The organism is Candidatus Protochlamydia phocaeensis, from assembly GCF_001545115.1.
GTDB lineage: Bacteria > Chlamydiota > Chlamydiia > Chlamydiales > Parachlamydiaceae > Protochlamydia_A > Protochlamydia_A phocaeensis.
The window spans coordinates 28,068-51,453 of the sequence record NZ_FCNU01000021.1; the positions used below are offsets into that span (position 1 = coordinate 28,068).

Consider the following 23,386-nt stretch of genomic DNA (forward strand, 5'->3'; position numbering starts at 1 on the left):
AACTACTCGTGCAATTCTATTTTAGTTATTCTTTCGCAAACCTTTATTCTATAGGATTTTTTTATGTCGGTTGATATGGCTGTTATGCCTTTCCAGGAAAAGTCTACCCGTTTCCATCCCGCGCAGCTTGCGCGTTTGGATCGCTCACGCATTCCTCGCCATATTGCCATTATTCCCGATGGAAATCGACGCTGGGCCAAAAAGCGCCTTTCCTCTGCTAACGAAGGCCATCGCGAGGGTGCCGATATTTTGATGGAAGTCGTCAAAGCGGCGAAAGAACTAAACGTCAAGGGAATTACTTTCTTTTGCTTCTCCACCGAAAATTGGACCAGACCTGCAGAAGAGATCATGGCTTTAATGGTTTTGTTCAGCTCATATTTGACCGAGCATTGCGAAGAAATGGTTCAAAACGGAATCAAGCTGGAAACCATCGGCGAACTAAACAGCCTCCCTCCTTTTCTTAGGCAGACGATCCATGACACTAAAATGGCTACACAAGAGTGCGATAAAATCCGCCTGATTTTAGCCCTTAATTATGGAGCGAGAAATGAGCTTTGCCGGGCATTCAAGGCAATGCTGCAAGACTATGATCGCAAGCATTTTTCAAAAGACGACATTAATGAAGAGACAATTTCCCGTTATTTGGATACGCATGACTGGCAAGACCCCGAGCTATTAATTCGCACGAGCGGCGAGCTGCGCATCAGCAATTTTTTATTATGGCAAATTTCGTATACGGAAATTTACATCTCTCCGGTGCTTTGGCCGGATTTTAGTCCTCAGCATCTTTTAGAAGCAATTTTAGATTATCAAGAACGCGATCGGCGTTTGGGAGGCAATTAATCACATGACGAGCCATTTTAGACAGCGACTCATCATGAGCAGCATCGGTATTACCTTGCTGGCCTTCACGATTTATTTTTCCAATCATCCGCTATTCAAACCGTTTTTCATCTTGCTCAATGCAGCCATCATTGGCTTGGCCCTAATTGAATATTACCGTTTAGCTGAGCATAAAGGTTTTCAGCCGCTCATTGCATTGGGGGTCGGTACAGCCACCGCTTATGTCATTGCCAGCTATTTCAGCTTGCATCATTTGCATTTGCAGACATTGCCTACCCTTACCTTGTTCGGTTCGCTCATCCTCTTCTTTGCAGCTTTTTTTAATCGGCAGCAAAACCCATTAGCTAATTTAGCCGTGACCTTCTTTGGCCTCGCTTACTTGGCCATTCCTTTGAGTTGCGGATTGCGCATCAATTATTTTTTTAGTTCCGAAACATTAAATGATGGCCGCTTGTGGCTGACCTATGTCTTGATTGTGACTAAAATGACAGACGTGGGAGCGTATTTCTCCGGTAAAATATTCGGCAAGACCAAGCTAGCCCCTTATATCAGCCCTAAAAAAACTGTCGAAGGGGCCATCGGAGGAACAGCTGCAGCTTTAATCACCAGCTTTGTCTTCCATCTCTATTTTCTTCATTTGCATCCCCTTAACATATTAAAGATCACTTTATGGCAGAGTATTTGGCTTGGATTGCTGATAAGCATTCTATCTCAATTCGGAGATTTGGCAGAATCCATTCTCAAACGCGATGCCGGAGTAAAGGATAGCAATCATCTCCCCGGTTTAGGCGGTGTTCTCGATATAGTGGATTCGCTTGTATTTACCTTGCCTTTGATGTATCTTTTACTCAAGATGCAGTTTATAGGATAGCGCATGATGTGGACATTCTAGGCACTTAATGAAATAATATTAAGAAAGAAGAGACAATTATGATCATTACCATTGATGGACCTGTTGCAACAGGAAAAAGCACAATTGCCAAAAAGCTGGCCCAAGCAATTGGATATATCTTCTTCGACACAGGTGCGATGTACCGGGCTTTGACTTATGGCATTCTTAAACATCAGGTCGACATCGATAATTCCGACCAACTTAAAGATTTCCTAGACCATTTTCAATTTGATATTAAAGTGCTTCGCCACGAGCGTCATTATTTTTTTGAAGGTGAAGATATTACGCAAAAAATTAGGGGGGAAGAAGTCACATCGGCCGTTTCCCGCGTCTCTGCTAAAAAAGAAGTCAGGGATAAGCTTGTCTCTATTCAACGCGAGCTTGCCGTGGGGGTCAATGCCGTTTTTGAAGGACGCGATATGGGAACAGTGGTTTTCCCTGATGCCGCCCTTAAAGTCTTCTTGACAGGCCGCAAAGAAGTGCGCGCTCAGAGACGCTATGATGAGCTGACCACTAAATATCCTGAAGCAGCGGCTAACCTGACTTTGGAGAAATGCTTGGAAGAAATTACAAAGCGCGACCATTACGATTCTACCCGTGAGCATTCTCCCCTCAAACAGGCCGAAGATGCCTTTGTGGTTGATACGTCAGACTTGACGATCGATGAAGTGGTTCACAAAATTTTAGAATATAGAGACTCCTTAAAAACCAAACGCAGTATTGCCTCTTGAGCCATCTAGCTAATAACCTGAGTTTTGATTTTTTTGTCCTTTGGACTGCGTCAAAGCCTAGGGCATATCCCTAGAATATGAACAAATGCTAAGCAGGCCTATATTAAAAGAATTGGCCCGCTTGCCATTTTCATTTGCGAGAGCTTTCAAGCAGCCCAAAGGACAAAAAACTCAAAACTCAGGTTGATATGCACATTTTATATTGGATAGTCTTATATTGCGCTAAAGGCTATTTTAAACTGTTCCATCGCTGTCGTATCTATGGAAAGCAGAACATCGTCCCCGGAAGCGCCATCTTAGCCCCAAACCACACCTCCTTCTTTGATCCGCCGCTCATTGGGGCCTGTTGTCCGGAAGAAGTGCATTACCTGGCCCGGGCCAGTCTTTTCCGCCATTTTTTATTCGGCTGGTTTCTTAAACATCTCAACGCCCACCCCGTTCATGGATCCGCTCAAGATATTTATTCTTTCAAGATTATCTGCCAACTATTGAGCGAAGGAAAAAAAGTCGTCATTTTTCCAGAAGGGATTCGCTCGGAAGACGGGACGCTCAATCCCATTAAATCCGGCATTGCAATGCTTGCCCTGCGCATGCATTGTCCGATCATCCCTATTTATATTTCAGGCACATTCGAAGCCTGGCCTCGACAGCGACGCTTCCCTAAAATAGGCCCTCCAATTACTTGCGTATTCGGCTCTCCTATCCTCGTTGATGCCTATCTTCATTTGAATAAAAAAGACGCGCAAGAGCAGCTAACCAAGCGCGTTCAACAATCGATTGGAGAGCTTCGCAATTGGCTCGAAGCAGGTGCAAAAGAATAAGGATCAGGCAAGGAAGGCAAAAGGAGGTGCGTTTAAGGATAATCAATAAATAGCGCTCGAATTTCTACGCTTTCTCTAGCAGGAACCGCAGAAAGCCGCTCAATTTGTACGGCTGTATGGGGCGTTTTAAACGAATCAAAAATAACAGCATCTCCACGCTTCATATCAAACTGAAAAATCCATTGATGCCAGGGCTTATCAGCGAGAGCCAGAGCCGTAAAGAAACGCCTGCCGCCTCTGCGGACCGCCGTATAAGGACGCAATTCTTGGCCTTGCATACTTGAAATATCTAACAGGGCTAAAATATTTTCCGGTGTTTCCCTATTGAGCGGCATCCATATATTAACCATTTGAACGACTTTCATTTGATGATAGTCTTCATCAGACATTTGAGAGCCCAATATTTCTTCCATATTCGGCTTCCACGTATCTTTGAAATGTTTTAAGATTTCAGAGTCATAAGCAGAAAAATCGACATGGGATAGAAAGACAGAATTAAAAATCGCACGCGCTGTTTGATCTGTTTTTCTATAAACGGTATCCACAGGAATAACCGCCTTAAAAGAGAAGCCTTGAGTTTTTCCCCATTTTTCAAGCTCCGAAATCATCAGCTTTCTAAAAGCGACGCGCATCGCACGATTTTCAGGCCTTTGCGCTAACTCGTTTAATCCTGCAACGGCATCCGCTTCAAGTGTGCAGTATCCGAATCCATTCCGTTTAAAATTAAAATTCAATTTAATTTCTTCCCGATCATACCCTTTTATCTCGACTTCTCGGGTTATTAAAACCCCTTGCTTAAGCAACTTATTAATTGCTTCTAACGCTGTTGGGATCTGCACATGATCTTGAAAGGCTTGACCGATGACGTTAATAGACGCTTTAAAGATCGTATCAATTTTTAAAGCAATTTGTTTGCTTTGAATGACCTCTTTATTCTCTGGCTCATTTATTAAATCCACATTCTCTGGATCGGTAGCCTCTAGGGTGCCATCCCCTTCAATATCTTGGCTCTGCCCTGTTATTTTAATGCCTGTTTCAAAATGGGATATACTTAGCATGCTTCAGTTTTTATCAAAGAATTAATAAATCAATTAACTTCCAGAAAAAAATTAATATATATATATTAAATTTAAAGTTAATTATTTATCAAAAGAAATTACAAAGAATAAAAAATAAATATTTTTATTTCCCCTCATTCATTAATGAATGAAGTCTGGCTTATGCTGGGAATGGAAAGGATGAATGATTCAAGTCGAAAGAAGAGAGGCGTTTAGGTGATTGAATTAAACCCCTTACATTTTTTTCGAATGACTTTTTATTTTAGGCGGCATTTTTGCAGTTGCCGGGAGATGTCCTGGCTTCGGCGCAAAAATTCCTGTCCGCTTGGCCAAGGTCGTTAAAGCCCTTCCTGCAGGAAGAAAGACTGCCCAAGCTGTTGGCAAAATTTTGATCGATCCGGTTGTCACAGCCCATGGTTGGGCCTTAATGGCATTAGGATGGCGGGATAGGAAGTTTTTTTTGCCGAGCGCTTGATAGGATGGCCAAACGCCCGGCATGAGGGTGGGCTCATTAAGCGTTGTAGGAGCCTGCGCTGACTTTTCCTCCCGTTCCTGACCAATCGGTATGGAAAAATTGTCCGCGCGGCTGGTCAATGCGCTCATATGTATGGGCGCCAAAGAAATCGCGCTGAGCTTGGAGGAGGTTGGCAGGCAGTTGGGCTGTGCGATAGCCATCATAAAAAGCCAAAGCCGTGCTAAAGCAGGGAGCCGGAATTCCCAACTCAGCCGATTTAGCTACTACTTGGCGCCATCCTTGCTGTCTCTGTTGCAATTCTTGCAAGAAATAGCTGTCCAAAAGCAGGTTCTTTAAATCCGGATTATGGTTGAAAGCTTCTTTGATCTTGCCTAAAAATTGGCTACGTATGATACATCCCCCACGCCACATAAGGGCAATGGCCCCATAATTGAGATTCCATTTATAATCGGCAGCAGCCTGCTTCATGAGCATAAAGCCTTGGGCATAGCTAATGATCTTAGATGAATAAAGCGCTTGGCGGATGGCATGAGTGAACTCTTCGCGGTTGCCCGTAAATTTTGCATCGGGGCCTTTAAGCAAGGCGCTTGCCGCCACACGCTCGTCTTTTAAAGAGGACAAGCAGCGTGCAAAAACCGCTTCGCCAATCAATGTCAGCGGCATTCCCAAATCAAGGGCATTGATGACCGTCCATTTTCCCGTTCCCTTTTGACCTGCCACGTCTAAAATTTTGTCGAGCAAAGGTGAGCCATCCTCGTCATTAACTTCGAAAATTTTAGAGGTGATTTCAATCAAGTAGCTGTCCAGATCACCTTCATTCCATTTAGCAAAGACAACCTGCAGCTCATGTTGCTTCAACCCTAAGGCATGCTTGAGAAGGAAATATGCTTCGGAAATCAATTGCATATCGCCATATTCGATACCGTTATGCACCATTTTAACGTAATGACCAGCTCCGTCTTCTCCCACCCAATCGCAGCAGGGTTCCCCATCCACTTTAGCGCTGATAGATTGAAAAATATCTTTGACATGCGGCCAGGCTTGAGGATTTCCTCCCGGCATAATAGAGGGTCCATGGCGTGCGCCTTCCTCCCCACCTGAAATACCTGTGCCAATAAAAGCGATCCCTTTTTCTTTAAGGGCGCGGCAGCGGCGGTTTGTATCCGTAAATAAGCTATTGCCGCCGTCGATGATGATGTCCCCCGGTTCAAGATAAGGCAGGCATTGCTGAATGAAAGAATCAACCGCATCGCCTGCTTTCACCATCAGCATAATGCGGCGCGGACGCTTGAGCTTTTGAATAAATTCTTCCAACGAATGTGTACCGATCACGCGCGTCCCGCGGGCCGGTCCTTCTAAAAATTCATCCACTTTGGACACTGTGCGGTTAAAAACAGCCACGGTATATCCATGGTCATTCATATTCAGCACTAAATTTTGTCCCATGACCGCTAGGCCGATCAAGCCAATATCTGCTTCTGCCATATCCCTACCTTCAAAAATTCTTGCTTGTTTGCAGCATATAATATTGCCATTTCAGATGCCAGCGCTATGCACAGCGGAATCGAAAAATTGGTTTTTCACCCCACCAAAGTCCTGAGCTTCAATGATTTTCCAATGATATCTATGAATATTGATTGGTTACGCGCATTTCTCCACAAGCTCGCCTATGGTTCAGCCATCAACTTTTTTCCATTCCAGCTAAAGCTGTCTTTATCGCGGGCGAGCCAAATGGCTATTGTGCTTCCCATAAAGGAAATAGACAACCAATCCAATTAAAACCCAGATCGTCAATCTGGCCCAAGTCGCCCATCCCAAAGACAACATTAAGATTAAGCAAGTGACAATTCCAAGAATGGGCACAAGCGGAACAAACGGAGTCTTAAAAGGCCTTTTCAAGTCAGGATGGGTTTTGCGCAAAACGATGACGCTGGCGCAAACAATTGTGAAAGCCAAAAGCGTTCCAATGCTTGTCAAATGGCCGACTAAAGATAAAGGAGCAAAAGCGGCAAAGATTCCGACAACCGCCATTAAAACAAGATTGGATACCCATGGAGTGTGGAAGCGAGAATGGACAAGGGAAAATACAGGAGGAAGCAGCCCATCCTTTGACATGGTAAAAAAGATGCGCGACTGGCCAAGCAGCAATACTAAAATGACCGAGGTCAATCCCGAAATGATGGCCAATTTGATCAAGCCATTCAACCACAGATAAGGCGTTTGATTGATGGCTTGGGCGACTGGCGCTGCTACATTAAGCTTTGAGTAATGGACCAATCCAACAAGAATCAGGGCAAAAAAAACGTACAGGATTGTACATACGCCTAAAGAGCCAATAATGCCGATAGGCAAATCTTTCTGTGGATTTTTCACTTCTTGAGCAGCCGTTGAGACGGCGTCAAAACCAATGTAAGCTAAAAAGACAATGCCTGACGCCCGCAAAATCCCGCTCCATCCAAATTCGCCAAATGTCCCCGTATTGGGTGGAATAAACGGCTCATAATTGTCTGGATTGATGTATTGAAATCCCACTGCAATGAAAATGAGGACAACGGCCACTTTGATGGCAACTAAAACGGCGTTGACTTTTGCCGATTTATCGATTCCCCCAATTAAGAGAATGGAAAGCAGGCTAATAATGAGCAAAGGCGGCAGGTTAATGAAGCCGTGAATCTCGGTTCCATCGGGAAGATGGGTCGGTTGCCAAGGAGAAGCCGATAAGGCGGCAGGTAAATGAATGTTAAAATCGTGCAGGAAAGAGACGACATAAGCGGACCAGCTAATGGCAACAACCGCTGCGCCGGCTGCATATTCCAAGATCAAAGCCCATCCGATGATCCAGGCCACAAACTCCCCCAATGTCGCATACGTATAGGTATAAGCTCCGCCTGCAATGGGGATCATTGATGACAATTCGCTAAAACACAGTCCTGCAAAAGCGCAGCCGATTGAAGCGAGAAGAAAGGAGATAACGATGGCAGGCCCGGCATTTTCAGCCGCTGCAATGCCCGTAATAGAGAATAAGCCAGCTCCAATAATCGCTCCTATTCCCAGTAAAATTAAACTCATCGCCCCTAAAGAACGCTCAAGTTTTTGCGTTCCGCTATTCGCTTCAGCTTCTAAAAATTCTAATGACTTTGTTCTCCATAAACTCATAATTGCTTATCCTAATTTAACTTAAAACAGCAACGCATAACATAAAAGTTAAATTTGATAAATCAATTTAGAATGGAAAAGAATCAAAACCCAGGATAAATTTTACTCTCATTAACTGCGTTGAGCGCGGATGCAGATAGCTTGAATGGCCTCTTCCGCTGTTTCACCGTTCCGCAATTTTTCTTCTAATCTGTTAATATGATATTGAACGGCTTCCCGATCAGTCCAATGATTATAGTGATCATCGTCTACGCAACAGCAGCCTATTTCCGATGCTCCGCCTGCATTCAATTCGCTCAACACCCAGAAAATGCCAAAAATGGGAACTAGCATCTTGGCAAATGCGCGGGCCAACTTTCCGCTTTCAAATAATTGATCCCGATGCTCGGTGCGCTTATTTTCATATTGCAACCATTTCAAATCTTTTTTGGAAAAGAATTTCTCCTCTTGAGTCATATACTCTTGAGGTCTTCTATCCGGAAACAATTGATCTCTTTGATAAGTGTTATAAAAACATTGCGCCGCATGATAGAGGGCCTTTACTCCTGCTACCGGTAAACCAATTGCCCCAATGATAGGAAAAGAAACAGGAGCAATAGGAAGAGAAAAAATACTTGCTACAGTCGCAACATCGCGAATTAAAGACATATACTCCTTTTGATTAAATGAATCACAATTTATTTTGAATTTTAATTCAAAAAAAAACATTAAATTCAATTTTAATTTATTAAAATCATAAAAATTCAATCAATCAATTAAATTAACTTAACAAGTAACGATAAATAATTGAATTATTCTTAAATAAAGAAAAGCTTATAAAGGAGGAAAGGAGAAGCTTGCACCTGAAGGGAAGAAAAATGAAAAGCAATGGCCTATCCCCTTGCAAAGCCGCTCGTGAAGGGAAAGACGGAAAGAACTTGAGGGAAACCCTTTAATCCTTTACTCTATTAGACAGGAATTTATAGCATTCGCTAGCAGTTTATGTTCTCGTAGCTCAGGTGGATAGAGCGGTTGCCTCCTAAGCAACAGGCCGCGCGTTCGAGTCGCGCCGAGGACACACTTTTTTCCTTATTTTGCTCCCTTATTCTTTTCCGTATACTCGTCGATGCCCTTTACAATTCCCCAAGCCAAAGATTTTAAATAGGTAGGATCTTTTAAATTCTTCATTTCTGCTTCATTGGTCACAAATCCCCCTTCAATGAGGATAGCCGGCATAGTCGTCTCGCGGATAACCGCATAATTGCCATGCTTGACTCCTCGCGATTTCGCTTGAGTCTCCGCGACTGTATTTTTAAGAATCGCCTGTGCCAAGCGTTTGGATTTTTGCGCCCGCATTTTCTTTTCTTTAGACTGATAGAAATAGACCTCTATCCCTTGGGCTTGCGCACTCGGCGCTGAATTGTAATGGATGCTGACAAAGAGAGCCGGTTTTTTTTCATTTGCTAGCTGTGCACGTTTTTCCAAAGAGACGAATGTATCGTCTTCGCGCGTCATGATGACCTGGTAGCCCAGCTGCTGCAAGAAACCGCGAACAAATTGCGCTGTTACGAGATTGAGCGATTTTTCTTGATAGCGCGGCTTAGAAATCGATTGCGTTCCCACATCATGGCCTCCATGGCCGGGATCGATGACGATGAGAGATTTTTGAACAAGCAAAGGGGGCTTGACCGGATTAGCCAACTCTTTTGGCCCTAGCTGGGGAATTGAACCCGGCTTGGCTAGCGAAGCGTTGGAACGGTAGAGAGGCTGAGCGTACGCGTTTGATAAAACAACCAGCCAAATTAAGCTAAACAAGCTAATCAACCGAGACATGCTTACCTTTATATACAAGAATGAGACTGATGAGCGAGCTGGGAGCAAATATCGGCTGCCACTTTGGCATCATCAAATTCAATTGTTTTATGCGCAAAAATTTGATAAGCCTCATGGCCTTTGCCTGCAATTAAGATCATATCTTCCGGTTGAGCGATTTCTATCGCCTTCTGAATCGCCTGCCGACGATCCACCTCTACCAGATAAGAGTCTTTTTGCTTAAATCCCTGTATGATCTCTTGGCAAATTTTCTGAGGATCTTCCGAACGCGGATTGTCTGAAGTGACAATGCTCAAATCAGAATATTTCTCGCTTACTTCTGCCATTTTAGGGCGCTTCGTTTTATCGCGGTCTCCACCGCAGCCAAAAACAGTAATCACCCTGCCCTTCTTAATTTCTTTTAAAGTTTCCAACACATTGGCCAGCGCATCATCCGAATGGGCAAAATCCACATAGATTTTTAATCCCAATTCATTTTGCACAGGTTCCAAGCGCCCTTTAACAGATGGCAAATTGGCCATTTTCTGAATAATAGCCTCTAAAGAAATTCCTTGAGTCAAAAGTACCCCCATGGATGCCAAACAATTATAGACGTTGAAACGTCCTGCAAAAGGCCAAAAGGCCTTTATTGTCTGTCCTCGATAAGTAACGTTGGCATGCGTTCCCTGCCGGCCCAATTGAATATCCGAGGCATATAAATCGGCCATGGGATTTAAGCCATAAGAAAGCTGGATGGCTGAACAGTTTTTAAGTACACATTCACTCCAGGGGCTGTCTTGATTGATTACTGCGTATTTGGGAGAGGATTTTTTTCTCGTATACTTGCCAAGCTGGCTAAAGAGCTTGTTTTTAGCCTCACAATAACTTTCCATGGTCTGATGATAGTCTAAATGATCCAAGGTTAAATTGGAAAAAACAGCCACATCGAAGTCGATTTTATCGACGCGCCCTTGATCGAGGGCATGAGACGTCACTTCCATAACAGCCGAGCGGCATCCATTGGCGCGCATTTCGCGCAGCATTTTATGGTTCATAGTCACTTCAGGAGTAGTGCGGCAAGCCTGATAGCGGTGGGTTCCGACAATATACTCAATCGTTCCTATCAATCCGCAAGGCCCTCGGAATTCATCCAATAAATTTTTGATAATAAAAGAGGTCGTTGTCTTGCCATTTGTCCCTGTGATGCCGACCATCAATAATTCATCGGACGGATGCTGATAAAATTCCGCTGCTAGAGTCCCCTCGATTTCCGCTATGCGCGGATGAATGATTTGAACGGCTTGCTTAAGGGAAGGATCGAAAAGATCGGTTAAAATAGCGCAGGCGCCCGCTTCAATTGCTTCGGGAATATATTGTCCTCCATCATGTGTCTTCCCCTTCTTGGCAATAAAAAGATTGCCGGGAGCCACTAGCTTCGAGTTTGCGCTGATACCAGTAATGGAAATTTCTTTAGATCCCTTAATTTGATAATCGGAGACCTCTTTTAGCAATTTTTTTAATTTCATCATGAGCGCCTATTAAATCCACCTATCTATATTTGTATGGAATGATAAACTTATCCGATCATTTTTAGGGCATGTCCTTTAGCCAAGCAATTCCTTAATCGAATAAGGCGTTATTTACCAACTCGATGAACCTTATTCCATTTATTGTATATTTCTTGCAACTTTCTCGTTTCCGGCATCCATTCCGTTTTTTCAAGATTGCTTCGCGGATCTCCATAAGGATAGCCATAAGGATCGTCTGTCGGAATGCCTAAATACTCCAATGAACGTTTGGCTATCTCGCGGAAAACGGTAGCTGTACAATTTCCCCCATTGTGATTTTTTCCAATGCCGGGAGTATAGCCATATTCTGGTTCATCCATCGTCACAGCCAGCACAAATGCCGGATTTTTAACAGGAGTGAACCCTGCAAAAGTCGGACAGTACAGCGTTTCTGAATAGACGCCATTGACAATTTTTTTAGGCGTACTTGTCTTCCCCACTTCCGTATATCCCGGAACGTCTGCCCGGATAGCCGTTCCTCCCGGTTTCGTGACATAGCGCATAGATTGCACGACGCGCTGAACAATATCTTCATCTAATACACGGGGAAACTGCTTTAGGCGTTCCTCTGTCGTATTATCAACTAGTACATACTCTTCTCCATTGCGGTCCCTTTTAACGATGCGGCGAACCAAGGTCGGGCTGACAAGAAAGCCGCCATTAGCCAAAACAGAATAAGCGCGCAATAACTGCAAGCTGGTGACTTGAATATTATGCCCCATGGCAAGCGAGAAAGGCGTGGGAATAGACCATTCTAGAGCGCCATTCGGATGATATTTACCGGGAGTCGGCAATACTCCCGGACTCTCCGCCGGCAGCTCAATATGCGTTTTTTGACCGAATCCAAATAGCTGAAGCTGCCGGCGATACCACTCATTTCCTAGGCGCGCAACGATTTTCTCGGCTAAACGCCCCATATAGATATTAGAGGATTTTTGCATCCCCATATCCATATTCAGATAGTAATGCAAGCTGGTATCGGTAATTGGCTTGGAACGGCCCGGAAAACGTCCATTGCTCGTTGCCATCTTTTCTTCCGGAGAAAAAAGTTCCTTTTCTCCCTTTTGCCTCAAATATTTATTGGCTTTTAAAGCCACAGCGACGGTGAAAGGCTTAAAGACGGAACCAGGCTCATTGGCATCTGTAATTGCCTTGACTTTTGTGTGCTCAACCGATTGCAGATCGTTGAAATAATTTTGATAGTCGGGAGGATAAAAAAAAGGATATTGTGCAAGGGCTAGGATCTCTCCCGTTCGAGGGTCCATCATCGCAGCCCATCCGCCTTTTGCCTTGCATCTTTTGACTCCTCTTTCGATTTCTTCTTCCGCAATGGCTTGCAGGCAAGGATTGATAGTCAAGTAAATATCCGCTCCATGATCCGGATAGTCGATTACTTCTCCCGTCTCTAAAGAATTTCGCGGAGAACGCATCAGCCGCCTTTTCCCCTGCTTGCCTTGCAAATAAGAATTGAAATAGAGCTCCAGCCCGCCTGTCGGCAACGCTTGATGAGTCGCCTCATCTTTATGTTTTTGAATGGTGTGCAAGACTTGCCCAAGCAGCTTTCCAAAAGGGTAGGAACGCTGATAGTCTTTAATAAAAAAAAGGGCATTCCGCGCAATCTTGTGCTGCTTGGCATAGCCTTGCCACCACTTGTAGATCGCCTGATAGGTTTCCTTGTCCAGCCACATGGCCAGCTTGCGGCTGCGGGTCTGCTTATCAAACTGTTGGCGGAAGACAGGCCTTTCGGCAAGGGGCACATCCAACGAAGCGCTTAAATAATCAGAAATATCCTCTTTAAGAAGAGAGGGAATGGACTCAGGATCAATGTATAAATGGAATTTTGGAACATCCATGACAAATGGCTGTGGATTGGCTAAATGCCCCTTTTTAATAAAAGGATTGGAATAAAACGTCCCGCGGATAAAAGGCTCTTTGACGATAAAAAAATGCTGCTTCTGTGCTTGCTGGGCCCATTTTTTACCTTCTAGGATTTGAATGTTATAAAATTGGGCAATCAGAAGGGAAAATAAAACAAAGAGAAACAAGGCAATCCAAACAAGCCTGCTGCGTTCTGAAGAGTGAATAGGTACATTCGACATAATTGATCTGGTAAATAACTCTATTCTTCGTTTGCATCCACGGTTTCTTCGGGCACCATTAATATCATCGTCAAAGGCGGATGCTTGAGATGGCCGAATTCAGGCTTTCGCGCTAGCTCCATCAGGTGTAGAGGGCTTTCGAAGCGCTCTATACTGTATTGCAGCTCCAAATTTTCTTCTTGGATTTCCTTTAATTCTTTCGTGACAGCAGGGATGGACAGCCTCAGCTCTGTCAATTCATTGAGTTTATCAATGTATTTATAGAGCGTAATTCCAGCAATTAAAATGCAGACAAGCAGGCGGATGAGAAGCCCCATCATTCCCTCATATTTTTTCAATAACCCGCAACTTAGCACTGCGACTGCGCGGATTACCCGCTACTTCTTCTTCCGTGGGAACCACCGGCTTTTTGGTTATTAAAGAAACAGTAGGCTCTTTGTCGCGGAACAAGCCGCTTCCCAGTCCAACCGTATCCCATTTGTCGCTTGCCGCCAGCCTCATCTGCGTTTTAACAAGACGGTCCTCTAAACTATGAAAACTGATAACGGCCAAACGTCCTTTTGGAGATAAATACTCAATAGCTTTGGGCAATAGCTGCTCCAACACATCCAATTCCCCATTCACGCAAATGCGAAGCGCCTGAAAAATAAGAGTCAAAGGATTAATCCCTTTTTTAGGATTCCAGGGCAAAACAGGTCTCAGAGCTACCGCCAAATCGACCGTCGTCTGGAAAGGCTTTATTTTTCTAGCCTGAACAATCGCGTGCGCAGCTGCGCGCCATTTCTTCTCTTCGCCATATTCGCGGAAAATGCGGCCTAATTCCTGCTCGGACCAGGTATTGACAATGTCAGCAGCCGTAAGAGGCCCTTGCGGATTCATGCGCATGTCCAACGGACCTTCGCGAGAAAAACTGAATCCCCTTTCTGCTTGGTCAAGCTGCATAGAAGAGACGCCTAAATCGACGAGTATGCCTTGCATGTTTGCAAGACCCAACTCTTTTAAAAATTGATCGAATTGAGAAAAATTGCCCTGCCTTAATTGAATTTTATCCTTCCAAGGCTCCAGCCGAGCGCCGGCCAAAGCTAACGCTTGAGGATCTTGATCGATGCCTAAGTAGCACTTAATTTCAGGATGTCTTCTAAGAAGCGCTTCCGCATGACCGCCCGCTCCAAGCGTGCCATCTACAAATACCGTTAATGCGGTCGCTTCAAAAGCCTGCAAGACTTCATCTAATAAAACAGAACGATGAGGGACAGATGTATTCATAATTTAAATAAGTAAATAGCCATAAGATGATCGAAGAATACTATTTTGCTTATAGAAGAGAGTTTAAGTCCAGTCTTTAGAGAGTTTCCCTGAATTTATCATCGCCTATACTCCCATTCTTTTCTTCGCATCGTAAGGCAATTAGCAATGCGACGAGAACCTCTTAGCATAAAGAATAATTTTTTATGACAAAGCGAATTCAAAAAAAAAAAAATAATACAAGCAAATAAATAGAATAGGAAATTAAGTATTCCCTTGATTGAATTAAATTATTATAATCATTCCGCGTTCTATTATTTGGTTATTAATTAATATCTTATTAAAAAATTAAGGAATTCCATGCTTAATCTTAATACTTCAAATTATATTCTCTCTCAAGATCCGCTTGCCTATGGCGGCCAGCAACGCGATTATATTCAAAAACGAGACGCAGCCATTGCCCGGCAGCTTATTTGTCTGGAAAAAGCTATAGAAGAAAAAAGGGATTTAAAACAGTTCTTCCACCAGGCTCTTTCTTCTTTTGCTCAGACACGCCACGAGCTGGCCATTTCCCACGGAACAGAGGAAGCCCATTATTTTGGAAGGAGAAGATGGGATGTCATCGACGATATGTCCCATACAGGTTTAGCAGGAAAATATGGAGCGTTCAATCCAAAAATCACGCATTTTTTGAGCAAATTGCTTAAGAATGAAATTCCACTCGAAGGCAAACCACATAAAAATAAATTTAAAACGGAAACATTGTGTTTGGGCAGACGATGCTCTTTCGAGGTAGAAATCTTAGATGCTCAAAACTTAGCCGATAGGGAATGGGACAGCTATCCCCCCAGTTATATAAAACAAGTCGATGAAGACCCAAACGTAAAAGCCATGCCTGAAGTCAATCAAGTCGATGAAAATCATTATCCTCCCACCTTAGAAGAACAACACATCATCGATACCTTTAAGCAAATGGTCAAGTACGTCAAGCAAAAGCATACGGCATTCTATATTCATGGAAAAGTCAACTATGCGCTTAAGGGACTGGCGGATTCCTTCCCCTCCCCTCAAAAAATATTTACTACAGATGGAGTTAGGTTTATTGGAAATACGGATTATCTTAAGTCCCTTTTCCTATTTGGAAAGGTGCGCCTGGAAATGAACGGCAAAATGTACGCCTTATCGGAATACATCACCTGGACCTACCAAGATCATCAAACCGATCCGGTAGAAAGAATCAAGCGCTCTGTCGTCGTCATCATGCACCAAGATCAGTTTCTCATTGATGAGACCCTAGAAGAGACGGCAAAACTTTTTGAAAAAGCCATGCAATGGGATTCTTCTACAGGAGATAGGCAAGCGTTCATGGAGCAAGTGGCCCTCATCCGCTATTTATTTGCCCATTGCATGCCCTATCAAAGAGGATCGGCAGCTATCGGCGAATGGCTGGAAAAGCTCATTTATCAATCCAAAGGCTTTGCTTGCGAACACAATAGCCAAACATTGGGCGATATGGAAGCGTTGGCAGCGCCTCTTCTCTCCGATTTTTTAAAAGTCTATGAAACCACTATCAACTTATCAAAATTAGATAGCGTGACATCTCTTGTGAATAAAACGCTTTCTATACATTCAAATCAATAAGCCTATCAACAGCAGCTGCTCTCTCGCAGCTGCCTTCCCTTTTCGGGTCAAATTTAAGTTTTAGTATTCCCTCTTAACATTTATAACTTGAGTTTGGAGTCTTTTGCCTTTTATACAGTAAATTCAAAAAAAATAATGCAATCAAATAAATAGAATAGGAAATTAACTATTCCTTTGATTTAATTAAATTATTATAATTATTCCACATTCTATTAGTCATTAACTAACATCTTATTAACAAATTGAGAAATTCCATGCTTAATCTTAATCCTTCCAATTATATCCTGTCTCAAGAACCGCTTGCCTATGGCGGCCAGCAAGGCGACTATATTCAAAAGCGAGACGCAGCTATTGCCCGGCAGCTTATTTATCTGGAAAAAGCTGTAGAAGAAAAAGGGGATTTAAAACAGTTCTTTCACCAGGCCCTTTCTTCTTTTGCTCAGACACGCCACGAGCTGGCTATTTCCCACGGAACAGAAGAAGGCCATTATTTTGGAAGGAGAAGATGGGATGTCTTAGGAGATGTCTCTCATACAGCGATATCGGGAAGATACGGAGCGTTCAATTCAAAAATCACGCAGTTTTTGAGCGAATTGCTTAAAAATCACATTCCGCTTAAAGGCAGATTACAGAAAAATACCTTTAAAACAGAAACGTCTTGTCTGGAGAGAAAGTGCTCTTTCGAGGTGGAAATCTTAGATGCTCAAGACTTAGCTGAGAGAGAATTGGACCGCCTTATTCCTAGTTATATAGAAAAAGTCCAAGGAGATCCAAATATAAAAGACCTGCCAGAAATTGAGCAAGCCGATGTCGATGACAAAAACTATCCTCCTACCCTAAAAGAGCAAAAAATCATCGATGCCTTTAAACAAAACTTCAAGTATGTCAAGCAGAAGCATGCTGCGTTCTATATTCATGGAAAATTCGCCTATATTCTTAGAGAAATCTCTAATTCCTTTCCTTATTCTCAAAAGATTTTAACTCCGGAAGGCGTCCAGATAAAAAAGAATGCAGATTATCTTAAATCCCTTTTCTTATTCGGAAAGGTGCGCCTAGAAATGAACGGCAAGATGTACGCCCTTTCGGAATACGTGACCTGGTCCCACCAAGATCTTCGAACCGATCCGGTGGAAAGAATCAAGCGCTCCGTCGTCGTCATTATGCACCAAGATCAGTTTCTCATTGACGAAACGCTAGAAGAGATTGCAAGAATTTTTGAGAAAGCCATGCAATGGGATTCCTCTACTGGAGATAAACAAGCATTCATACAGCAAGTGGCCCTCATCCGCTATTTATTTGCCCATTGCATGCCCTACCAAAGAGGATCGGCAGCTATCGGCGAATGGCTAGAAAAACTCATTTATCAAGCCAAAGGCTTTGCTTGCGAACATAGCAGCCATACGCTGGGCGATATGGAAGCGTTAGCGGCGCCTCTCCTTCCAGACTTCTTAAAAGTCTATGAAACCACCATCAACTTATCAAAACTAAACAGCGTAGCGGCTCTTGCGAATGAAACCGAAACGCTTTCCCTTTATTCAAACCGATAAGCCGCCCTTCGGCAGCGACGAGTAAGGAGCTGCCTTTTCTTCGCTCGAATCCAATCAAAATTGCGAGAAAAGAGATTTTCCCTTTCCATTAAAACCGCTTGTTCAGTAAAATTAGATTTTTAATTCTATCACATTATTAAAATTATAGATTATAATTAGTAGTAAATTTTACTAAAAAATGTAATAACTGTTAAAATAGACTATGAAAAGTAATACTTTTCAAAGTAGGTGATCGTATGACAACCATTGATAAGCTAGACATCGGCATTTATATTCAATATGCGCGCCGGACACAGTTGATCGAGCAGATCAATCAGCAATATCACTTAGACGAAGCGGCGTCGATTCCTCCCCAGATCCTGTTAGTCGACATTTATCCGAAATTATCGGAAATGGATCTTCTGTTGGGAGTTATCCCCGTTCAGACGCCTTGGGCCTACTTTTTTCCTCCCCCTCGTTTCCGTTATCAACGCCGCTCTCCTTTTGGATTTTTCCGTGTCGCCCCTAGTTTGGGGTCTTTTGAAGAAGAAGATGAAGACGAGAAAAAATTAGAAGAAGTAATCTGCGAATCGGATAGTGAAGAGAAGGAAAAATCAGCGCTTAAAGCTTGCTTTGCTCAAATAGATAAGATTAATAATTGGCTAAGCTTTATTGTAGGGCGAGTAGGTCAGTTCTTACAAGGATAATCATGGGTAGAATCAATTGGCTGGAAAGGCTCGGGTGGACAGAGGAACATATTGAAGATCTGCGCTATACAGGCTATGCTTACATTAGACAGGGAAAATACGATATTGCTTTAGCTTTTTTCGAAGCATTGAATGTGCTTGATCCCGAAAGCGCCTATGATGCCCAAACTTTAGGAGCGATTTACTTGCAGCTCAACGAGCCCGCAAAAGCATTAAAATGCTTTGATAAAGCGCTAAAATTGGAAACTGACCATGGGCCGACGCTGCTGAACTTAACCAAGGCCTTTTTTATGCTGGGCAAGAAGGAAGAAGCCTTAAAGCTCGCTCATATTCTTAAGAATGAATCCAATCCAGCCATTGCGAATGTGGCAAAGGCCCTTATTCTAGCCTATAGCTAAGCTTTATCCTAGCGCTTATATTTTCCTAAGACAGCAAATAGCGATTGACAGACATAATCCACCTCTTCTTCTGATAAGTCAAAATACAGAGGCAAAGAGAGCGTTTGCGCATAGTATTTTTCTGTTTCCGGAAAAACGTCCTTCCACTCTTGATCTTGATAGAAGCGACTCATGACAGGATGATGATAAAGGGGGATATAATGCACCTGTACGCCTATCCCCTTCTTTTTAAGGGCATCTATGACCCATTCCCGACTAAGTCCATAGCTCTCAAAATCAATTTGAACGACAAAAAGATGAAATGCCGTTTGCGCTTCGTTTGCCTCTGTCAATAGGCCTATGCCAGGACTATCCTTAAGGTTGATGCGATAGCGTCTGACCAGTCGGCGGCGCTTGTCTATAAAATCATCTAAGCGTTTAAATTGACTCAATCCCAAAGCCGCTTGAAAACTTGTAAAATGAAAATTACCTGTAATGGCTTGCACTTCATAATATCCAGGCGAGGCAGCTTGCTGCAAATAGGGAGGATAGCGCTCAATTCCATTGTCACGGTAAAGAAGCAGGCGATGATAAAGCCCCTCATCATTTGTCGTCACCATGCCGCCTTCGCCTGTAGTCAGGGTTTTAGCTGGATGAAAGCTGAATATGGTCATCTGGCTGAAGGCGCAGCTTCCCACTTTTTCTCCTGTTGGATAAAAAGACCCCAAGGCATGAGCAGCATCCTCTATCACTACGGCTTCCGGATCGCAAATGAGATGATCCAAAGCGCGCATATCCATTGCAAGGCCGGCAAAATGAACGGGCACAATAACGGGTCGTCCTCTAGTCGAAGGAGCCTTTAAAAGCTTTCCTAATAAGTTTAGGTCTAAATTGCCTGTTTTACGGTCAATGTCAATAAAGTGGGGACAAATTCCCATCTGTATGGGCATGCCAACAGTGGCAATGAACGTATTGGGTGTAGAAAAAACGCGGTCTGCTGGAGTAAGCTTGGCTGCAAAATAAGCCGCCATCAAAGCCGCCGTCCCGCTCGTAAAAGCCACTGCATAGCGCACTCCGCAATACGCGGCAATTGCCTCTTCAAAAGCCTGAACAGGCGGCCCTCTGGTAATGAAATCCTCTTTCAAAGCGGCAGCGACTGCTTGAATATCTTCCGGTTGAATAGATTGTTTTGCATAAGGCAAAAAGGACAACGGCATTACATGTCTCCCTATCTATACGCTTTTCATTCAAAACTGGACGTTCTATATCTTAATGGGCTTTTAAGAAGGGGTATTAAAACCGCTATTTCCTATTGCCTCTTAAAGAGAAAATAATCTCAAATATAAGTTATCATGGGTTTTAATACACCCTTTAAGAGGGTGTTCTTGATCTGAAATAATATGATCTGTATGCGAATGTAGTTATAAACGCGAAAAAATTTTAAGTCATATTAAAAAATAGGACTTAAAATTTTTCCGCATTCCTAACAAAGCGGCAAAGCAGGCTTATTTGAGATCAGGAATGGCTTTTAAGAGACTGCGCCGCATTGTTAACTAATTAGCGATAGGCGAGATTGTTCTCTCTCTAGGGGCAAAGAACGCGAATAGGTCATTAGCGGTTTTAGATACCCTCTAAAAACTCTTTGGAAAATTCCCTAAAATTGCATTTAAATAAGAATATGAGCTGCCGATTTTCCCTTCTGACACTTCTTTTTATTCTTTTCATCAAAGAAAATTTTTGTACTATCCATTTAAGTCTGAATCAATAAGAAGGCTATGACAGTAAAGAAATTTATTGTAAAAAATTCATTGCTAACAACTTACGATTATTAAAATCATTTTTTAACATTTTAAAGTCAAAAGAGTTTTTTTCTTTAGAAGCTGTTATTTTGATAATCAATGAGTTATCATTAAGCGGCTTTTTGCCCCCAATGAAATTGCTTGCCAGCTAAGATTAGCTCATGCTAGATTCTTTGTTGAAACCGCCCCAGACTGGGTTGTGGAAACGTTGTTCATAACTTTTTAAGGACCGAAACTATGCTAGCTTGTGATACACGTGATGCTTGGACTCAATTTTTATCATTTGCCAAAACACGCTGCTCACCCACCGCATATGGTAACTGGCTTGCCCCTATCCGAGTTTTGGAAGCGACAACGGAAGAGATTATCTTAGAAATTCCAAATATCTTTGTTCAGGAATATTTATTATCTAATTACAAGAAAGACCTGTGCGCTTTTTTACCCGTTAATGCTCTGGGGGAACCGGCTATTCAATTTGTCATTGCTTCTCCTCAGAAGAAAGCCGTTACGCCGTCTTTTTCAGTCCAGGTGCCGGATAGTCAACAGGAGAATGGAACGAATCCTGAATTGAAGTTAAACAATAATTATCGGTTTGAAAATTTTATTGAGGGGCCTACCAATCAATTTGTCAAATCAGCGGCCATGGGAGTGGCGATGCGGCCGGGGCAATCTTATAATCCCCTTTTTATTCATGGCGGTGTAGGGCTGGGAAAGACGCATATCTTGCACAGTATTGGCCATTATATAAAAGAGCATCACAAGAAACTTCGCGTACAGTGTATTACAACAGAAGCTTTCATCAATGATTTAGTCGATAGTTTACGCAATAAATCCGTCGATCGCATGAAGCGCTTTTACCGCTCTGAAATTGATGTCTTACTGGTCGACGATATTCAATTCCTGCAAAACCGTCTCAACTTTGAAGAGGAACTGTCCTATACTTTTGAAGCGCTAAAGAATAAGGGAGCTCAAATTGTCATTACTAGCGATAAGCCGCCCTCTCTGCTCAAATTGTCTGAGCGGACAATTGGAAAAATGGAGGGAGGATTGGTCGCTCACATGGGCGTACCCGAGCTAGAGACGAGAGTGGCTATCCTTCAGCATAAAGCTGAGCAGAAAGGACTGCATATTCCGCATAAAGTCGCCTTTTTTATTGCAGAGCATATTCATAACAACGTTCGCCAGCTGGAAGGGGCGATTAATCGCTTAAGCGCCCACTGTCGGCTTCTCGATCTTAATATCACGGAAGAGCTTGTGTCTAAAACATTGAGAGAGATGTTGCAACAAGCTCCTCGCGAAAAAATTTCGGTAGAACAAATTCTCAAAAGTGTGGCGGCTGTTTTCCAAGTACGCGTTAGCGATTTAAGAGGCTCTACGCGCACGAAGGATGTAGCGCTTCCCCGCCAGGTCGCGATGTATTTAGCCAAAGAAATGATCAATGAATCTTTAATGATGTTAGGCGCATCTTTTGGCAAAACGCATTCTACCATTTTGCATGCATGCAAAAGCATAGAGAAGAAAGTTGCAACGGACGAAAATTTGCGGCGCCAAATCGGCATGGTCCGCCGTAACATTGAAGCTTAACTCTTTACATGTTTCGCTTATTGAAGAGCCGTTCCAAAAGAGTTGGCCTGTCGCCAGGCTCCTTGGTCCCTATAGGAGAGCCGCCTTCTCATCCAATCAAATTATCTATTATCGAATATACCGAAAGCGAATACATTGAAAAGGACAATGCTTCTATTCAAGAATGCTTGGAATATATTGAAAAGCCTAACATGACTTGGATCCAAGCGTATGGCGTCAATGACCCTTCCACTATAGCCTCCATCGGCAATCATTTTAAACTTCATGCCTTGGTCATGGAAGATGTCCTCAATCCGCTGCAGCGCCCCAAATTAGACGTTTACCAGGACCAGGTATTTATCGTCGCCCGCCTGCTCCACTATGATGAAGCCAAATCCCAGCTGCAAGATGAACAGGCAAGCATTATTTTCGGCCCGAACTTTCTCATTTCTTTTATGGAAAGGGAGGCGGATTTTTTCAAGCCTATTAAAGACCGCTTGCAGCAGAGGAATAACCGCATTCGCAAGCAGGGATCCGACTATCTGGCTTATACGCTTTTAGATCTGATCGTCGATTATTATTTTGTCGTGCTCGAGAAGATAGACGTAAGCTTGGACAACTTAGAAGAAGAGCTTGTGCGATCTCCTAAAGCCGGCACTTTGCAGCACATTCAACAGGCCAAACGTGAAATGATCTTTCTGCGCAAGTCTATTTGGCCTATGCGGGATGTCGTCAGCCACTTTCAGCGATTAGAACCTTCGCATGTCAGCCCCAATACGCAAATTTATTTAAGGGATGTTTATGATCACCTCATTCAAACGATTGATATTATTGAAGGCTTCCGAGACGTCGTTTCAGGCATGTTAGATATTTATCTTTCCAATATCAATATTCGCACGAATGAAATCATGAAGGTGTTGACCATTGTCTCCACCATCTTTGTTCCCTTAACTTTTGTATGCAGTTTATATGGCATGAACTTTGATCATATGCCAGAGCTGCATACGCGTTGGGGTTATCCCATTGTTCTTTTAGTCATGGCCAGCATGGCCATTGCCATGCTGTTATTTTTTCATCGCAAAAAATGGCTTTAA

General features: G+C 43.1%; 21 protein-coding genes and 1 tRNA gene. 11 read left to right on the plus strand and 11 right to left on the minus strand.

The features are described from left to right. Positions 1-63 precede the first annotated feature (63 nt). From uppS to BN3769_RS06945, 4 genes are all read left to right on the plus strand, one after another. Positions 64-843, plus strand: a complete 780-nt coding sequence (gene uppS, locus BN3769_RS06930; protein ID WP_068468962.1) for a polyprenyl diphosphate synthase — start codon at positions 64-66, stop codon at positions 841-843. Positions 844-847: 4 nt separating this feature from the next. Further along, positions 848-1,714, plus strand: coding sequence for a phosphatidate cytidylyltransferase (locus BN3769_RS06935; protein WP_068468964.1), 867 nt, complete (start codon positions 848-850; stop codon positions 1,712-1,714). Between the two features lie 59 nt (positions 1,715-1,773). After that, on the plus strand, positions 1,774-2,466 hold the full coding sequence (gene cmk, locus BN3769_RS06940; protein ID WP_068468966.1) for a (d)CMP kinase: 693 nt from the start codon (positions 1,774-1,776) through the stop codon (positions 2,464-2,466). Positions 2,467-2,654: 188 nt separating this feature from the next. Continuing rightward, positions 2,655-3,287 (plus strand): lysophospholipid acyltransferase family protein, encoded by a 633-nt coding sequence (locus tag BN3769_RS06945; protein ID WP_068468968.1) that lies wholly within the window; start codon positions 2,655-2,657, stop codon positions 3,285-3,287. Positions 3,288-3,319: 32 nt separating this feature from the next. Here BN3769_RS06945 and BN3769_RS06950 read toward each other — a convergent pair whose 3' ends face one another. The 5 genes from BN3769_RS06950 to BN3769_RS06970 form a co-directional block, all read right to left on the minus strand. Next, complete coding sequence (locus tag BN3769_RS06950) at positions 3,320-4,345, minus strand: hypothetical protein (protein WP_068468970.1); 1,026 nt, start codon at positions 4,343-4,345, stop codon at positions 3,320-3,322. A gap of 234 nt (positions 4,346-4,579) precedes the next feature. Continuing rightward, positions 4,580-4,843 (minus strand): hypothetical protein, encoded by a 264-nt coding sequence (locus BN3769_RS06955; RefSeq protein ID WP_068468972.1) that lies wholly within the window; start codon positions 4,841-4,843, stop codon positions 4,580-4,582. Positions 4,844-4,856: 13 nt separating this feature from the next. Further along, a complete protein-coding gene (gene gnd, locus BN3769_RS06960; protein ID WP_068468973.1) occupies positions 4,857-6,305 on the minus strand; it encodes a decarboxylating NADP(+)-dependent phosphogluconate dehydrogenase in 1,449 nt (482 codons plus the stop codon). Positions 6,306-6,533: 228 nt separating this feature from the next. Next, complete coding sequence (locus BN3769_RS06965) at positions 6,534-7,976, minus strand: amino acid permease (RefSeq protein WP_068468975.1); 1,443 nt, start codon at positions 7,974-7,976, stop codon at positions 6,534-6,536. Between the two features lie 111 nt (positions 7,977-8,087). Continuing rightward, positions 8,088-8,624 (minus strand): hypothetical protein, encoded by a 537-nt coding sequence (locus BN3769_RS06970; RefSeq protein WP_068468977.1) that lies wholly within the window; start codon positions 8,622-8,624, stop codon positions 8,088-8,090. 335 nt (positions 8,625-8,959) lie between these two features. Between BN3769_RS06970 and BN3769_RS06975 the strand changes: the two genes are divergently transcribed. Continuing rightward, a tRNA-Arg gene (locus BN3769_RS06975) sits at positions 8,960-9,033 on the plus strand. 11 nt (positions 9,034-9,044) lie between these two features. Here the strand turns inward: BN3769_RS06975 and BN3769_RS06980 are convergent. The 5 genes from BN3769_RS06980 to rsmH all read right to left on the minus strand — a co-directional run bounded on the left by BN3769_RS06980 (position 9,045) and on the right by rsmH (position 14,700). Continuing rightward, positions 9,045-9,788: an N-acetylmuramoyl-L-alanine amidase family protein gene (locus BN3769_RS06980; protein WP_068468979.1), complete on the minus strand. Its 744-nt coding sequence runs from the start codon at positions 9,786-9,788 to the stop codon at positions 9,045-9,047. A gap of 8 nt (positions 9,789-9,796) precedes the next feature. After that, positions 9,797-11,296, minus strand: coding sequence for a UDP-N-acetylmuramoyl-L-alanyl-D-glutamate--2,6-diaminopimelate ligase (locus BN3769_RS06985; protein ID WP_228840643.1), 1,500 nt, complete (start codon positions 11,294-11,296; stop codon positions 9,797-9,799). Between the two features lie 107 nt (positions 11,297-11,403). Continuing rightward, positions 11,404-13,434, minus strand: a complete 2,031-nt coding sequence (locus BN3769_RS06990) for a peptidoglycan D,D-transpeptidase FtsI family protein (protein ID WP_068468984.1) — start codon at positions 13,432-13,434, stop codon at positions 11,404-11,406. 20 nt (positions 13,435-13,454) lie between these two features. Next, positions 13,455-13,754, minus strand: coding sequence for a hypothetical protein (locus BN3769_RS06995; RefSeq protein WP_228840644.1), 300 nt, complete (start codon positions 13,752-13,754; stop codon positions 13,455-13,457). 4 nt (positions 13,755-13,758) lie between these two features. Beyond that, positions 13,759-14,700 (minus strand): 16S rRNA (cytosine(1402)-N(4))-methyltransferase RsmH, encoded by a 942-nt coding sequence (gene rsmH, locus BN3769_RS07000; protein ID WP_068468989.1) that lies wholly within the window; start codon positions 14,698-14,700, stop codon positions 13,759-13,761. 339 nt (positions 14,701-15,039) lie between these two features. Between rsmH and BN3769_RS07005 the strand changes: the two genes are divergently transcribed. From BN3769_RS07005 to BN3769_RS07020, 4 genes are all read left to right on the plus strand, one after another. Continuing rightward, entirely contained in the window at positions 15,040-16,320 is a 1,281-nt protein-coding gene (locus BN3769_RS07005; protein WP_068468991.1) for a hypothetical protein, read from the plus strand. 254 nt (positions 16,321-16,574) lie between these two features. After that, a complete protein-coding gene (locus BN3769_RS07010; protein ID WP_068468993.1) occupies positions 16,575-17,867 on the plus strand; it encodes a hypothetical protein in 1,293 nt (430 codons plus the stop codon). Positions 17,868-18,103: 236 nt separating this feature from the next. Next, positions 18,104-18,553, plus strand: coding sequence for a DUF5399 domain-containing protein (locus BN3769_RS07015; RefSeq protein ID WP_068468995.1), 450 nt, complete (start codon positions 18,104-18,106; stop codon positions 18,551-18,553). A 2-nt stretch (positions 18,554-18,555) separates the two neighbouring features. Further along, positions 18,556-18,951 carry a tetratricopeptide repeat protein gene (locus tag BN3769_RS07020; RefSeq protein ID WP_068468997.1) on the plus strand — a complete coding sequence of 132 codons (396 nt, stop codon included), beginning with the start codon at positions 18,556-18,558 and terminating at the stop codon, positions 18,949-18,951. A gap of 8 nt (positions 18,952-18,959) precedes the next feature. On the opposite strand, the gene BN3769_RS07025 is transcribed toward BN3769_RS07020, so the two are convergent. Then, entirely contained in the window at positions 18,960-20,147 is a 1,188-nt protein-coding gene (locus BN3769_RS07025) for a DegT/DnrJ/EryC1/StrS family aminotransferase (RefSeq protein ID WP_068468999.1), read from the minus strand. Positions 20,148-20,966: 819 nt separating this feature from the next. On the opposite strand from BN3769_RS07025, the gene dnaA reads away from it, so the two are divergent. Next, positions 20,967-22,313: a chromosomal replication initiator protein DnaA gene (gene dnaA / locus BN3769_RS07030; RefSeq protein ID WP_068469003.1), complete on the plus strand. Its 1,347-nt coding sequence runs from the start codon at positions 20,967-20,969 to the stop codon at positions 22,311-22,313. An 8-nt stretch (positions 22,314-22,321) separates the two neighbouring features. Further along, positions 22,322-23,386 carry a magnesium/cobalt transporter CorA gene (gene corA / locus BN3769_RS07035; RefSeq protein ID WP_068469005.1) on the plus strand — a complete coding sequence of 355 codons (1,065 nt, stop codon included), beginning with the start codon at positions 22,322-22,324 and terminating at the stop codon, positions 23,384-23,386.